This window comes from Pseudoalteromonas sp. PAR1 (assembly GCF_947311895.1).
GTDB classification, from domain to species: Bacteria; Pseudomonadota; Gammaproteobacteria; order Enterobacterales; family Alteromonadaceae; genus Pseudoalteromonas; species Pseudoalteromonas lipolytica_C.
In genome coordinates this window covers 231,392-244,405 of the sequence record NZ_CAMZMY010000001.1, presented here as the reverse complement: position 1 = coordinate 244,405, position 13,014 = coordinate 231,392, and the positions used below count along the sequence as shown (strand labels likewise).

17 protein-coding genes are annotated in these 13,014 nt (G+C 40.6%); 11 read left to right on the top strand and 6 right to left on the bottom strand.

Annotation, left to right across the window (positions count from 1 at the left end):
* Positions 1 to 3: 3 nt before the first annotated feature.
* Positions 4 to 321, top strand: a complete 318-nt coding sequence (gene glpE, locus QL229_RS01135) for a thiosulfate sulfurtransferase GlpE (RefSeq protein ID WP_235383305.1) — start codon at positions 4 to 6, stop codon at positions 319 to 321.
* Positions 318 to 1,133 (top strand): rhomboid family intramembrane serine protease GlpG, encoded by an 816-nt coding sequence (gene glpG / locus QL229_RS01130; protein WP_235383315.1) that lies wholly within the window; start codon positions 318 to 320, stop codon positions 1,131 to 1,133. The genes glpE and glpG overlap by 4 nt, the downstream gene beginning before the upstream one ends.
* Positions 1,134 to 1,171: 38 nt before the next feature.
* On the opposite strand, the gene QL229_RS01125 is transcribed toward glpG, so the two are convergent.
* A complete protein-coding gene (locus tag QL229_RS01125) occupies positions 1,172 to 1,543 on the bottom strand; it encodes a flagellar basal body-associated protein FliL (protein WP_235383316.1) in 372 nt (123 codons plus the stop codon).
* Positions 1,544 to 1,743: 200 nt separating this feature from the next.
* Between QL229_RS01125 and QL229_RS01120 the strand changes: the two genes are divergently transcribed.
* Both QL229_RS01120 and ubiA read left to right on the top strand, forming a co-directional pair.
* Positions 1,744 to 2,289: a chorismate lyase gene (locus tag QL229_RS01120; protein ID WP_235383306.1), complete on the top strand. Its 546-nt coding sequence runs from the start codon at positions 1,744 to 1,746 to the stop codon at positions 2,287 to 2,289.
* Positions 2,286 to 3,164: a 4-hydroxybenzoate octaprenyltransferase gene (ubiA, locus tag QL229_RS01115; protein WP_135926077.1), complete on the top strand. Its 879-nt coding sequence runs from the start codon at positions 2,286 to 2,288 to the stop codon at positions 3,162 to 3,164. The genes QL229_RS01120 and ubiA overlap by 4 nt, the downstream gene beginning before the upstream one ends.
* Here the strand turns inward: ubiA and QL229_RS01110 are convergent, their stop codons facing one another.
* From QL229_RS01110 to QL229_RS01095, 4 genes are all read right to left on the bottom strand, one after another.
* Complete coding sequence (locus tag QL229_RS01110; RefSeq protein ID WP_135926076.1) at positions 3,165 to 3,785, bottom strand: 2OG-Fe(II) oxygenase; 621 nt, start codon at positions 3,783 to 3,785, stop codon at positions 3,165 to 3,167.
* Positions 3,786 to 3,924: 139 nt separating this feature from the next.
* Positions 3,925 to 4,812: a LysR family transcriptional regulator gene (locus QL229_RS01105; RefSeq protein WP_135926075.1), complete on the bottom strand. Its 888-nt coding sequence runs from the start codon at positions 4,810 to 4,812 to the stop codon at positions 3,925 to 3,927.
* Positions 4,813 to 4,930: 118 nt separating this feature from the next.
* Complete coding sequence (locus tag QL229_RS01100) at positions 4,931 to 6,457, bottom strand: DUF3369 domain-containing protein (RefSeq protein ID WP_135926074.1); 1,527 nt, start codon at positions 6,455 to 6,457, stop codon at positions 4,931 to 4,933.
* 52 nt (positions 6,458 to 6,509) lie between these two features.
* Positions 6,510 to 6,917: a DUF2721 domain-containing protein gene (locus QL229_RS01095; RefSeq protein ID WP_135926073.1), complete on the bottom strand. Its 408-nt coding sequence runs from the start codon at positions 6,915 to 6,917 to the stop codon at positions 6,510 to 6,512.
* 79 nt (positions 6,918 to 6,996) lie between these two features.
* Between QL229_RS01095 and QL229_RS01090 the strand changes: the two genes are divergently transcribed.
* From QL229_RS01090 to tsaD, 3 genes are all read left to right on the top strand, one after another.
* Positions 6,997 to 7,362 carry a DUF2007 domain-containing protein gene (locus QL229_RS01090; protein WP_138557236.1) on the top strand — a complete coding sequence of 122 codons (366 nt, stop codon included), beginning with the start codon at positions 6,997 to 6,999 and terminating at the stop codon, positions 7,360 to 7,362.
* Positions 7,346 to 7,936, top strand: a complete 591-nt coding sequence (locus tag QL229_RS01085) for a YjaG family protein (protein WP_135926071.1) — start codon at positions 7,346 to 7,348, stop codon at positions 7,934 to 7,936. Before QL229_RS01090 ends, QL229_RS01085 begins: the two co-directional genes overlap by 17 nt.
* Before the next feature lie 62 nt (positions 7,937 to 7,998).
* Positions 7,999 to 9,012, top strand: a complete 1,014-nt coding sequence (tsaD, locus tag QL229_RS01080) for a tRNA (adenosine(37)-N6)-threonylcarbamoyltransferase complex transferase subunit TsaD (protein WP_281546420.1) — start codon at positions 7,999 to 8,001, stop codon at positions 9,010 to 9,012.
* Positions 9,013 to 9,014: 2 nt separating this feature from the next.
* Here the strand turns inward: tsaD and plsY are convergent, their stop codons facing one another.
* Positions 9,015 to 9,623, bottom strand: coding sequence for a glycerol-3-phosphate 1-O-acyltransferase PlsY (plsY, locus tag QL229_RS01075; RefSeq protein WP_135926069.1), 609 nt, complete (start codon positions 9,621 to 9,623; stop codon positions 9,015 to 9,017).
* Between the two features lie 227 nt (positions 9,624 to 9,850).
* Here plsY and folB point away from each other — a divergent pair, with 227 nt between their 5' ends.
* The 4 genes from folB (at position 9,851) to mpl (ending at position 13,002) form a co-directional block, all read left to right on the top strand.
* Positions 9,851 to 10,207, top strand: a complete 357-nt coding sequence (gene folB, locus QL229_RS01070; protein ID WP_135926068.1) for a dihydroneopterin aldolase — start codon at positions 9,851 to 9,853, stop codon at positions 10,205 to 10,207.
* Position 10,208: 1 nt separating this feature from the next.
* Complete coding sequence (folK, locus tag QL229_RS01065) at positions 10,209 to 10,697, top strand: 2-amino-4-hydroxy-6-hydroxymethyldihydropteridine diphosphokinase (protein ID WP_281546419.1); 489 nt, start codon at positions 10,209 to 10,211, stop codon at positions 10,695 to 10,697.
* Positions 10,694 to 11,497 (top strand): undecaprenyl-diphosphate phosphatase, encoded by an 804-nt coding sequence (locus tag QL229_RS01060; protein WP_063703109.1) that lies wholly within the window; start codon positions 10,694 to 10,696, stop codon positions 11,495 to 11,497. The genes folK and QL229_RS01060 overlap by 4 nt, the downstream gene beginning before the upstream one ends.
* Positions 11,498 to 11,658: 161 nt before the next feature.
* Complete coding sequence (gene mpl / locus QL229_RS01055) at positions 11,659 to 13,002, top strand: UDP-N-acetylmuramate:L-alanyl-gamma-D-glutamyl-meso-diaminopimelate ligase (RefSeq protein WP_138557238.1); 1,344 nt, start codon at positions 11,659 to 11,661, stop codon at positions 13,000 to 13,002.
* The last annotated feature ends 12 nt before the right edge of the window (positions 13,003 to 13,014 follow it).

The window sequence follows — 13,014 nt, the reverse complement described above, 5'->3', positions numbered from 1 at the left end:
ATTATGTCGTATAAACATATTTCAGTTAGCGAAACCTTTTCGCTGTTAGAAAAAGACGATGTCGTGATTGCCGATATTCGCGATCCGAATTCATTTCAAAGCGGACATATTCCAGGCGCTGAGCATTTATCGAATGCAAATATCAGCGAGTTTATGATGAACAAAGAGTTTGATCAGCCAATCGTCATTGTTTGTTATCATGGAGTTAGTTCTCAAGGTGCTGCGAGCTATTTAGTTGAACAAGGCTTTGAAGATGTTTACAGCATGGATGGTGGCTTTACTGCGTGGCAAACGCAACTTCCGGAGCATATAGAACGATGATTGAACTGGGCAGCATAAATAATCCGCGCGCCGCACAAGGCTTTATTGACTACATTAAAAGTAAAGGATTACAAGGTGAGCTGCGCTCGCAAGATGGACAAACTGTGATTATTTGTGTTGCTCCAGAGCATTTTCATCAAGCTCAACCTTTATGGCAAGAGTTTGCTGAAAATCCCAACGATGAAAAGTACTTACAAGCTTCATGGCAGGTAGGAAGTACACAATCGCCGTTATCATATCAAGGCCAATCACTTGATTTAAAAGCGCGATTTAAGGCTTTAAGTTGGCTTAATCGTACCGTAACCTTAGTATCTATAGTCATCTTTGTTGCTTTTCTGATGGGCGGCTTTGAAACTATTTATGGCATGCTCCAATTTAACCCTGCCAAGCCAATTACTTGGCTTACTCCTGCCATTGTGCATTTTAGCTCTATACATCTTATTTTTAATTTGATCTGGTGGATGACGCTGGGTAACGATATTGAAAAGCGCAGCGGTAAATTAACCTTAGTAGGGTTATTTTTAGTTACGGCGTTTATTAGTAATTGGGCGCAGTTTTTACTTGTCGGGCCTAACTTTGGTGGCTTAAGCGGCGTTGTGTATGGTTTGCTTGGGTTTTGCTGGATTTATAGTGCAATGCGCCCTAACGAACCACCTTTAGTCAGCAATAGTATTGTTGGTTTTATGTTGGTTTGGCTTATTCTAGGCTTTGTAGATATGTTGCCAGTGAGTATGGCGAATTGGGCTCACTTAGCAGGTTTGCTGGCTGGTATGGCATATGCGGTGTCTGATAAGCTGCTTACACGTAAATAAAAAAGGCGGTTAAACCGCCTTTTTTATTAAACAAACTATTAATGGTACAAATACTTAGTAAATAACACTTCTCTGACAATTTCTTGGCCAGTTTCTTGTTTAAGTAGTGACTTTAATTTTGCAGTACAGCGTTTTCTGATTTCTTCTCGACCAGTAAGCGATTTAATGTTTTCTTCAGGCTCTTTTGAGAGTATTTCAACAATCGCATCACGCAGTAGAGGGGTGTGATGTTCAACAACGCTGATATCGGCTGTATCATTTAGCATAAGGTCAACGGTAATGCGCACGTAGCCTAGCTTCTTATTACCTTGGCCTATGTAGTTGGTGATGATATCAGGCTCAAAACCAAAGTAGCCAACTTTTGACTCAGCCTGTGCAGACAGACTGGTCATTGCGCCAATTAGTAGCATACTGACTAAGTAAATTGATAACACTGATGTTTTCATAATTAAAAATATTCCACCCTTTCAATGGTTTTAGTCTATACCCAAATTCGCTTGAGATACAGGCTGTTCTGTGATTTTTAACCGTGCTTGAGATTAAATCATGACTTTTGCCAAACGTGCAGCAGTGATATCATTTGCACGGTTTTTAAAAATAATGAGTCGTTGTGATCACATTCCCAGTTTCATTAGCTGCAAATTGGCAGCCTGCTTCAGCATTTCCAGATTTGACGCAACAACAGCAAGGTTGGCTGCTTGAAGCCGGTTCATTAACAGCTAAGCTCAAAAGTCACTGTCAGGCTTTTTCAGTTGAGGTACTAAACGAAGCGCCTTTTGATTTAACTGCCGAGCAACAAGCGCTACTAAATACCTCTTTAAGTCAGGCATTAAACCGCGAGGTGCTATTATTGTGCGATGGTAAACCTATGGTTTATGCGCAGAGTTGGCTACCAGCAGACGATACTTTAAAGAAACAGCAGTTGTTAAATATGGGGACGAGGCCGCTTGGCGATGTTATTTTTCAAGACCCCAGCTTGCAGCGAACAGAAATCGAGGTGGCTGAATTTTCTCAGCAGCATACTATTCAAGCGTTAACAGCTCACCTTGGCTTACCGTCAAATTCATTGTGGGGCCGACGCAGCGTGTTCGCATTATCAAATGCTCACTTTCTTGTGGCTGAAGTGTTCTTACCTGAGGCATATATCTACTTATGAAATTAGCTGCATTACATCGCGCAAACATTCCTTATTACAAACAACTGATGCGAACGGATAAGCCAATCGGTACTTTGTTGCTATTGTGGCCAACATATTGGGCTTTATGGCTTGCTAATCAAGGCACGCCTAGTTTGTTAAATTTTGTAGTGTTTAGCTTAGGTGTCTTTGTGATGCGAAGTGCAGGTTGTGTGATCAATGACTTTGCCGATCGTAAAATCGATGGTTCAGTAAAGCGAACTGCTCAGCGCCCTCTGGCTGCAGGACTGGTTTCTAGTGCAGAGGCAATGAGTTTGTTTGTGTTACTTATTGCAGTGGCATTCGGATTGGTTATGTTACTTAGCTGGTCAACTATTTTGCTTTCATTTGGTGCTTTAGCACTGGCGTTTTGTTACCCATTTATGAAGCGTTATACCCAATTACCGCAAGTAGTGCTTGGTGCTGCATTTAGTTGGGCAATTCCGATGGCCTATATGGCATCAATTGGTTCAGTACCATTAGAAGCCTGGCTACTATTTACCGCTAATCTTGTTTGGACTGTGGCTTATGACACCATGTATGCCATGGTTGATAGAGATGACGATTTAAAAATAGGGGTTAAGTCAACGGCAATCTTGTTTGCCAGCTATGACAGACACATCATCTTTTTACTCAATGCCTTATTTATCGCGATTCTTGTTTTCATCGGCATGAGTAACCATCTTGGTTTGCCTTATTGGTTGGGTTTAGTGGCAGCGGTTGGGTTTTTACTTTATCAACAAATGCTTATTCATAAACGAGAGCGAGATCCTTGCTTCAAAGCATTTTTGAATAATCACTATGTGGGGTTAGTGATTTTTATCGGTTTAGCAGCATCCTTGCCACTGCCATTTTAATTATCTAGGTGGGTCGATAATGCCGCTGATCGAGGCATTTTTTCTGAACCAACCCGCAATAGAGTAGCGAACATCATTTGCGGGTAATACCTCATGCATAAAGCGTTCGCTTTCAAACATTACCAGCATGCCAGCTTGAGGTTTTACGACAATCTCGATATCTTTACTTTTCGGCTTGTAAATCACCAACTCACCGCCAGATTCTGGCGTATTTAAGTAACAAACTGTTGTGAAAATACGGTTCGAACGGCCTTTGAAGGCATCATAGTGCTTTTTATAAAAGTCACCTTGTTGATACTTTGCATAATGGCATTCGTAGTCAAATAACCCTAAATAAAAACTACGATTTAACTGCGTTTTTATTGCTTCCATGGTCGCCAGATAAGTAATTTGTGCTTGGCTTGAACTATCAAACCAAAAGGTCTTATCTTTACGGACATTTTTATCAATTTGTTGGTCGTTTAAACGACCAATACCCGCTGTGTGAAAATGCGGATTTATACGATAGCAGTCGGCGATTAAATCATTGATTAATGTTTCATCAATCGCGTTTTCAACAATAGCATAACCAGCTTGTTCAATTGCATCTAAATAAGTGTCAGAAATCAGCTGAGCGTTCATTTATATACACAATAAAAAAAAGGTGCGTAAGTGTATCTGAAAAATAATGCGATGCACGCTTTTTATGCAATAAATAAGTGATCAGTAAAAGACGGGAGAGCTAGCCTGTTTAATTCAGGCTAGCAGATATAAGAGACGACTAGTGCTGGCTTGCTAAGGCCATTTTTTCAATAAGATCAAGCAAGTGACTTACATGAGAGTTGTCGTTGATTTTTTGGTTTGTTTGTATAACAAGCTGCTCTTGAGCAACACCTTTGTTGGTTTTTAAAAGCTGTAAGGCAGGATCAGAAGCAACATTGTTTGCGTGTTCAATGCTAGCTATTGCAATATGGTTCGATCGTTTTAGTCCTTCCATAACTTGTTCAATACTACCTACTTTAACACTGGCTGACTTATCGAATGAATCAATGGCGTCGTTTAGCATCTGTTGTACTTGTTTCGATTGTGAAAAGCAGCTGTACATAGGGTAGTCGGCAAAATCGCGTTTGCTGATATCACTCTTATTCGCTAATGGATGATCTTTAGCAACAAATAAAATCAGTTGGTCAGGTAAATGGATATCGCTTCCTATACTATTCATTGCTTGCGAACAAACACTAATATCAATTTCACCAAGCTGTAGCTTACGCATTAGCTCGCTTTGCTCTTGTAGTTGCATCTCGATTTTTACATGTGGATACTGCGCTAAAAATTGCCCGCAAGATACAGGAACGACAGCACTGGCTTTATTAGTGTAACCAATAACAAGCTTTTCGCTTGCGCAGCCATTTAGTGATTCGAAAAGATGTTGTTTTGTTTCTTCTAGATTGTCGAGGGTTTGTTGCGCATATTCTAAGAAAATTTCACCTTCTTTGGTTAACTTAACGGAGCGGGTTGAGCGAGTTACCAGCTCATAACCAATTTCGTCTTCAAGAGTTTGAATACTCCGGGTTAACGCTGAAGTGCTTATTTGTGTTTTTTCAGCAGCTTGGCGAAAATGCCTTAATACGCCTAATGCTACAAACTGTTCAAGTTGTTCAAATCTCACTTTATATAGTCCCTTGTTATAAGTAAGCCCTACATCCAGGCAATATAATTATAATCTACAGAGGCATAGTAAATTATAGTACCTGTTTTGGGAAGTTCGTTTTACAGAAAAGTTACATCTAGTCAGGGTAACGATCTTTAATCTCAAGGAAAAGTGGTAAATTTTCAAGTAACAAGTCAACAAGATTTGGATCAAAATGTTTCGAACGTTGCTCTTTTATCAATGACAGTGCTTCATCTAAGGGCCAAGCAAGCTTGTAGCAACGGTCGCTACATAGCGCATCAAACACATCGGCAAGGGCGGTTATGCGACCAACAATGTTGATTTCATTGCCAATTAAACCTTGCGGATAACCTGAACCATCCCATTTTTCGTGATGCTGATATGAAATCAAAGCGCCGCAAGTCAGAATTTCGTTACTTGAATTTTTTAAAATTTCGTAACCCACTTCTGCATGAGTTTGCATTATTTTCCATTCTTCATCAGTTAATTTACCTGGCTTATTTAAGATGCTATCAGGAATACTAATTTTACCAATGTCATGTAGTGGTGAAGCGAGCTTGATAATTTCACATTGAAATGGACTGAGTTGTGATAGTTTAGCAAGTAATTCACTATATAAAGCAACGCGCTTAACATGCGAGCCTGTTTCTTTAGAGCGTTTTTCAACGGCTTCACCTAAAATGTAAGACAACTCTTTTTGTGATTCTTTAACCATTTCTCTAAGCTTAAGGTTGTCGTAGGCTAGGGCAATATTGTTCGCGTAAAACTCTAATAGTTGATGATCGGTTGTTTGCAGTTTACTTCCTTTATGAACATATAACATGGTCTCAAGGCCTGCTTTTGTCGGAAAGTAACCAATATAGTCGGTGCTCGTTTTTAATGATGATTTACGCTCATGGGCGTCAATAAATAAACTTTTCACCTCATCTGGAATAGTATTTTGATTCGGCGTTGGTCCAACTCCCGACGCGGCTAATAGTTGAAAATCTTTCGCCGGCGAGGACTGAAAATTAACTGCTGCAGCGCAATAGATTTGTGCGTCATTAATCCCCATTACATTCGTGACGTGACTCAAAATAGTGGATGCAAATTCGTTAACACTATCGCATTTTAAGAAATTCGCAGACGCATTAATAATTTGCTCTAGGCCACTTTTATGGCGATCAATAATTTGTATATCGCGATGCCCTCTGAGTGCAGAATAAAGAAGCGTCTTAATTTTTATAGCCGTTAGTTCGGTTTTATTCTTGTAATCGTTTATATCATAATCACGGATAATCGACTCTTCAGGTGCCTCTCCAGGCTGACCTGTACGCAGAATTAAGCGAATATCATGGTTTTCTATTTCATCGCGAATGTATTGGATAAGCTCAAGACCTGCATGGTTTGTTTCCATGACAACATCGACAAGCGCGACTGAAAAAGGAATATTTTGCTTTAATAACTCTTTTGCTTCGGCTGCTGAATAGGCGTCATAAAAGCGCAGACCTTTATTTTCGAAAGTGAAGCCAGCTAGCACTAATTTCGTAACTTGGTGAATATCTTCTTCATCGTCAACAACAAGAATATGCCAACATTCTGATTCATCAATAGGAACGTTATTTTCTTCTAGCTGCTCATCAGAAAATAAAAAATCTTCCACAAACACACCACTTATTGTTGCATCTCGTAACAATAAGTATAGAGGCAGAAATTTACTCTGCCTTATCAGCTACTGGTTTTTTTTCGATATTTTTTAATTCGATTTCGATGGCATCGCATGAAATGTGGATCTCATACAAAGAGGTTAAAAGTGACATCGCTAAGCAAGCTAGGCTAATCCCAAATAAGATGATGCCTGTGGTATTAAATTCTATAAATAAAGCGAACATTGATAAGGTGCACATTAAAAATGAGGCAACGCCGTATACTTGCATCACTCTTATTAACTTAATGCGCTTTCTTAAGTTGGTAATTTGTGCGACAACAAGAGGGCGAATACTTTCCCCTTCGCGCGCATTCAGTTCACGAATAAGTTGGGCGAGCACCAAAAAACGATTGGTGTAAGCGAGTAAAAGTAAAGAAATCGCAGGAAATAGTAGTCCTGGTGTCGTTAATGTCATGTAGTTACCTTGAAATAAGCATTGCGGCAAAGCTTTTGTAGTTTAGGTTTTATATTTAGAAAAGTAAAAGAGAAGTAATTTGCAAAATAAGAAATTAAATCAAACCGCTAGCTCAGAACCGTTCAAATGGGTACGAGTATTTCAGGCTGAAAACAGCCTTGAAGCAAATATTATTAAAGGGCTGTTAAACAGCAAAGGCATTGAGTGTCAGTTACAAGGTGAGCTCTTACAAGGGGCATTGGGAGAGATACCCTTTGAACAGACGGGAGTTGATATGCTTGTTTACGCATTAAAAGAGCGCCAGGCGCAAGAAATATTGTTAAACTATCGGCAAGTAAAACAATCGGCTCCTGATTGGGTGTGCCCAAAGTGTCAAGAGCTTAACGGATCAACATTTGAACTTTGTTGGTCTTGCGGGACTGTTAAAAATGACGAAAGCGAATAATTTTCAACGCATTAGAGAATTAAACTATTTACAAAAAGCAGTATTAGGTGGTGCTTTGTTAGAACGCATGTTGCCTAATTACAGTTTATTCTGTGAAGCCACAGGGTTTGGTGATGCTGCGGTTTTTCGTAGTGCTTTGAATGTTTGTTGGGAGAAGATTTTACTGCCAAAAAGTAAAATTAGCCTCGAAAAACAAATCGAAAAAATAGAGCCTAATGTGCCTGAACTAACTGATTTTGATATGTTTGGCACTTACCCTGCTATTGATACAGCAACAGCTTTACTAGGCATGTTACACGGTTTAATGGCAAAAGATGACCAAGAGTTTTTGAACATTAGTAAAATTTCACAGGCATCGGTGGCACGTTACATTGAATATCAACTTACCGTTGATGGTGAAGTAGCTGACAATAAAGCAGTTCGTGAACACCCATTAATGCAATATGAAATTGAAGTACTGGCTGAGTTAATTGATTTTGTAGAGCAAATGGGCCGAATTAGCTCTGAAAACGTAAAAGAACTTAAACAGCTTGCGGTATCAGACGGTCAAACCAACATTGGTATTGCAATTTAATATTCAGTAATGCGTATTTTCACTGTAAAATACGCGTTTATTTTTTCTTGGCGGAGTAATTGATGCGAATTTTAGGTATTGAATCATCATGTGATGAAACAGGTATTGCCATTTACGATGATGAACAAGGCTTATTAGCACATCAACTGTATAGCCAAGTAAAAGTGCATGCTGACTACGGCGGTGTGGTACCTGAACTTGCGTCACGTGACCACGTGCGTAAAACCTTACCTTTAATTGATGCCGCCTTTGCACAAGCGGGCTGTGGCCCAGAAGATTTAGATGGCATTGCTTATACTGCGGGCCCTGGATTGGTTGGCGCACTCCTTGTGGGTACTTCTATTGGTCGTTCTTTAGCCTATGGTTGGAATATACCAGCGGTAGCGGTTCATCATATGGAAGGGCATCTTCTTGCGCCAATGCTTGAAGAAGACAAACCTGAATTTCCGTTTATCGCGTTATTAGTATCTGGCGGCCACACCATGATGGTTAAAGTATCTGGAATTGGTGAATATGAAGTATTAGGTGAGTCAGTTGATGACGCCGCAGGTGAGGCATTCGATAAAACGGCGAAATTACTTGGGCTTGATTACCCAGGAGGCCCGCGTTTGGCAAAACTTGCTGAGCAAGGTACACCTGAGCGCTTTGTATTCCCGCGTCCGATGACTGACAAACCCGGCTTAGATTTTAGTTTCAGTGGTTTAAAAACAGCTGCGTCACTCGCTATTCGTGATACCGATGATGATGAACAAACCAAAGCGGATATTGCTCATGCATTCCAAACAGCGGTTATTGATACCTTAATTATCAAGTGTAAACGTGCATTAAAGCAAACCGGTATCAAGCGCTTAGTGATTGCTGGGGGCGTGAGTGCAAACGTGCAATTGCGTGCGCAACTTGAGCGAGTAATGCAAGGTATGAAAGGGCGTGTGTACTACCCGCGCACAGAGTTTTGTACAGATAACGGTGCGATGATCGCTTATGCTGGTATGCAGCGCTTAAAAGCAGGACAGTTTGCTAGCCTTGATATGAAAACAAAGCCGCGCTGGCCAATAGACTCGTTAGAGGCTATTTAACATCAACCTTCTTCATGTTCAGGGGCTTTTTTCTTAGCCCCTACTTTTGGCTCTTCACCGGCGAGTAAGCGAGTGATATTTGCTCTATGACGGAAAATTATCAGTACCGTTAAAAAGGTAACGGGCAAGGTATATAAAGGTTTTATCCACCAAGTATATAGAGGTGCTAACGAAACCGTGACTAACGCTGCAAGAGATGAGTAGCGCGTGATAGCAACAATTAAGATCCAAGTTGCAATTAACATCCCACCTAACGATAAACCAATCGGTAATAACGTGCCAAAAGCGGTCGCGACAGCCTTACCGCCTTTAAAACTGAAAAACAGCGGGTACATATGGCCTAAACAGGCTGCTACACCAATCAAGCCGAGCATAAGTGGTTCTATTTTTAAGAAGTAAGCACCCCAAACCGGAATGGTTCCTTTTAAAATATCAAAGACAAGTACAAGTACAGCAGGGACTTTTCCACCTAAGCGATAGACATTCGTTGCACCTGGGTTGTTCGATCCGTGACTGCGTGGGTCCGGTAGTTTAAACAGCCGAGAGACAAGGATTGCGGATGAGACCGATCCCAGTAAATAGGCTAAAACTAACATTAGGGCTGTTAACACGCGCTTCCTTATTTTTAAATCTGCACTTTTGGGCTATCATTGGCGGCAAAACCATCTGCCACTATTTTTGAGTAGAACATGTGAGCAATAATGCATCGCATCTACCCGTTATTGTAGGGGTAATTTTTATATATTAAAACAGTATGACAACTTATAGCGCGGATTATTCAAATCAATAAGCGTTTAGTATGAGAGGTGTTTTAATATTTATGTCACTTGGAGTATCAATGGACAAGGTATATATATCACAATTGCATGTAGACACCATTATCGGTGTGTATGATTTTGAAAAAGAAAGTAAACAAAGCCTGTATTTTGATATTGAAATGCTATGTGATATTTCTGCGGCAGCTGCAACTGATGATATTAACCTTGCACTTGATTATGCAAAAGTCAGCGAGCGGGTTATCGCTCATACAACAGCAAAACCAGTAGAGCTGCTTGAAACCTTAGTTGAACAATTAGCGGCCATTATCTTAACTGAGTTTGCAACTGAGCAAGTGACCATTCGCGTGAGTAAACCTGCAGCAGTGCCACAAGCCAAAACGGTGGGAGTCGAAATCACCCGTCGCAAGGCATATTAACATGGCGCAAATTTTTATTAGTTTAGGCTCTAACGTTAATAAAGAGCATTATATTCGCCAGGCGCTTGATGCTCTAAAAGTACATTTTCCTGATTTTATTCACTCATCAGTTTTTGAGAGTGAAGCGGTCGGTTTTGCAGGCAGTAACTTTTATAACTCAGTATTAGGGGCGCAAACCGATATGCCACTACCTGAACTGTGTAAGTTATTGAAAGAAATTGAGCTTGAAAATGGCCGTACCCGTGATGACAAAAAGTTTAGTCCACGAACGCTTGACCTAGATCTTTTATTTTATGATGACGTAATTTGTGATTCGCCTGCACAGTTACCTCGCGATGAAATTACCAAAAATGCATTTGTTCTTCAGCCTTTAGCTGAAATAGCCCCTGATTTTTTTCACCCTGTAGCAAAATGCACGCTAGCAGAGCTATGGGATAATTATAATAATCAGCAACAAAAACTATGGAAGGTGGAGTTTTCTTACCCATGAGTATTATTGAGATAATTGTTTTAGCCTTAATTCAAGGATTGACTGAGTTTTTACCTATTTCGAGCTCAGCACATTTAATTTTACCTTCGCAAGTTCTAGGTTGGCACGACCAAGGTTTAGCATTTGATGTAGCCGTTCATGTCGGTACTTTAGGTGCAGTGGTATTGTATTTCCGTAAAGAAGTGGTAGACATTCTAGGTGCGTGGTTTAAATCGTTTGGCTCTCAAGGTGCCACCGATGACAGCCGCTTAGGCTGGTGGATTATTGTCGCAACCATTCCTGCATTATTAATTGGTTATTTGTTTAAAGATTTCGTTGAAAGTTACTCGCGAAATGCGTGGGTTATTGCCACCTCTACCATCGTGTTTGGTTTGTTACTTTGGTATGCCGATGTAAAAGCAAAGCAAGTTAAGAACATTTACCAAATCAATTTTTTCAGTGCGCTATTGTTAGGCTTTTCACAAGTGCTGGCTATGGTATTCCCTGGGACATCGCGTTCAGGTATTACCATCACCGTAGGTTTAATGCTGGGCCTTAACAAGCAAAGTGCTGCGCGTTTTTCATTTTTAATGTCAATTCCGGTCATTGCAGCAGCGGGTTCCTATTATGTGTATCAGCTTGCAACAGCGGGCGAGGCGATTGATTGGCATGCGATTTTACTCGGCGCAGGCTTATCATTTGTATCAGCTTATGCGTGTATTTTCTTTTTCTTAAAAGTTATTGAGCGCATGGGTATGATGCCATTTGTTATCTACCGCTTGTTACTTGGTGTTGGTTTGTTTGCATTCTTAATGCTGTAAATAACCATTCAACTTAATTCGAAAAACACCTCAAATTTGAGGTGTTTTTTATGATGGCTATTTGGCAATACTCTATTGACCGCTAGTCATGGTAAGTAAAGCTTATATTTGGCATTATAACGCCTTAGTTTATCTCTCATTCATTTTGCTCAGGACAGTAGATGCATATTCATATTCTTGGAATTTGTGGCACCTTTATGGGTGGTATTGCCGCAATCGCTAAATCGTTAGGTCATACAGTGACAGGCTCTGATCAAAATGTGTACCCACCGATGAGCACGCAATTAGAAGAGCTAGGTATTACGCTCACCCAAGGTTATGACGTTGCTCAACTAGAGCCTGCGCCAGATATGGTAGTAATTGGTAACGCTATGAGCCGAGGCAACCCTTGCGTTGAATACGTACTTGATAAAGGCTTGCCTTATACTTCTGGTCCAGAATGGTTAAAGCATAATCTGTTGCAAAATTCGTGGGTGTTAGCTGTCGCTGGTACACACGGCAAAACAACAACAGCGAGTATGTTAGCCTGGTTATTAGAGTATGCAGGAATGAAGCCTGGCTTTTTAATTGGTGGCATTGTGCAAAATTTTGGCGTGTCAGCACGGGTTGGTGAAACGCCATTTTTTGTTATCGAAGCCGATGAGTACGACACGGCATTTTTTGATAAACGCAGTAAATTTGTTCATTACTTACCACGTACCTTAATTCTTAATAACCTTGAATTTGATCACGCTGATATTTTTGAAGATTTAAACGCAATAAAGAAACAATTTCATCACTTGATGCGTACATTACCCTGTAGCGGTAAGGTTATTTGGCCAAGCCAAGATGAAGCCTTACAAGATGTGATTGAGCGTGGTCTTTGGAGCGAAAGTGAAACGCTGGCAGGTGATTGGGATTACCGTTTACTGAAAGCTGATGGTAGCGAATTTGAAGTGCTACTTGAGGGAGAAGTTCAAGGCGTTGTTAGTTGGCAAGCGATGGGCGAGCATAATGTGAAAAATGCTATCATGGCTATTGCAGCAGCGCGCCATGTCGGGATTGCCGTACCAGTCAGTATTGCGGGCTTGGCTGAGTTTATTTCTCCTAAGCGCCGTATGGAGCTTAAAGCCGATATTAACTCGATTAAGGTGTATGACGATTTTGCCCATCACCCAACGGCAATTAAAACAACTTTGGCAGGGCTTCGTGCAAAAGTGGGCGATGAGAAGATTATTGCCATTTTAGAGCCTCGTTCAAATACCATGAAAATGGGCGTGCATCAGCAAACCTTGATTGACTCACTTGAAGCTGCCGATGAGGTGTATTTATTTGAACCAGACAATTTAAGCTGGTCACTCAAAGAATACGCCGCTGCGGCAGGTATGCATTGTAGCTCTAGCACTGAAGAAATTATTAAACACGTGGTTGCAGGTAAAGCGCCTAAGCAGCATGTTTTAATAATGAGTAATGGCGGCTTTGAGGGGATTCATCAGCGCTTAATTACCGCTCTTGAACACAACTAACCGGTATATGGA

What these genes read in the sequence shown, in the direction of transcription:
- mpl (WP_138557238.1), top strand. Translation starts at nt 11,659, where the DNA reads ATGCATATTCATATTCTTGGAATTTGTGGCACCTTTATGGGTGGTATT.
- glpG (WP_235383315.1), top strand. Translation starts at nt 318, where the DNA reads ATGATTGAACTGGGCAGCATAAATAATCCGCGCGCCGCACAAGGCTTT.
- QL229_RS01060 (WP_063703109.1), top strand. Translation starts at nt 10,694, where the DNA reads ATGAGTATTATTGAGATAATTGTTTTAGCCTTAATTCAAGGATTGACT.
- tsaD (WP_281546420.1), top strand. Translation starts at nt 7,999, where the DNA reads ATGCGAATTTTAGGTATTGAATCATCATGTGATGAAACAGGTATTGCC.
- QL229_RS01085 (WP_135926071.1), top strand. Translation starts at nt 7,346, where the DNA reads ATGACGAAAGCGAATAATTTTCAACGCATTAGAGAATTAAACTATTTA.
- QL229_RS01125 (WP_235383316.1), bottom strand. Translation starts at nt 1,543, where the DNA reads ATGCTACTAATTGGCGCAATGACCAGTCTGTCTGCACAGGCTGAGTCA.
- folK (WP_281546419.1), top strand. Translation starts at nt 10,209, where the DNA reads ATGGCGCAAATTTTTATTAGTTTAGGCTCTAACGTTAATAAAGAGCAT.
- QL229_RS01095 (WP_135926073.1), bottom strand. Translation starts at nt 6,917, where the DNA reads ATGACATTAACGACACCAGGACTACTATTTCCTGCGATTTCTTTACTT.
- glpE (WP_235383305.1), top strand. Translation starts at nt 4, where the DNA reads ATGTCGTATAAACATATTTCAGTTAGCGAAACCTTTTCGCTGTTAGAA.
- QL229_RS01110 (WP_135926076.1), bottom strand. Translation starts at nt 3,785, where the DNA reads ATGAACGCTCAGCTGATTTCTGACACTTATTTAGATGCAATTGAACAA.
- folB (WP_135926068.1), top strand. Translation starts at nt 9,851, where the DNA reads ATGGACAAGGTATATATATCACAATTGCATGTAGACACCATTATCGGT.
- ubiA (WP_135926077.1), top strand. Translation starts at nt 2,286, where the DNA reads ATGAAATTAGCTGCATTACATCGCGCAAACATTCCTTATTACAAACAA.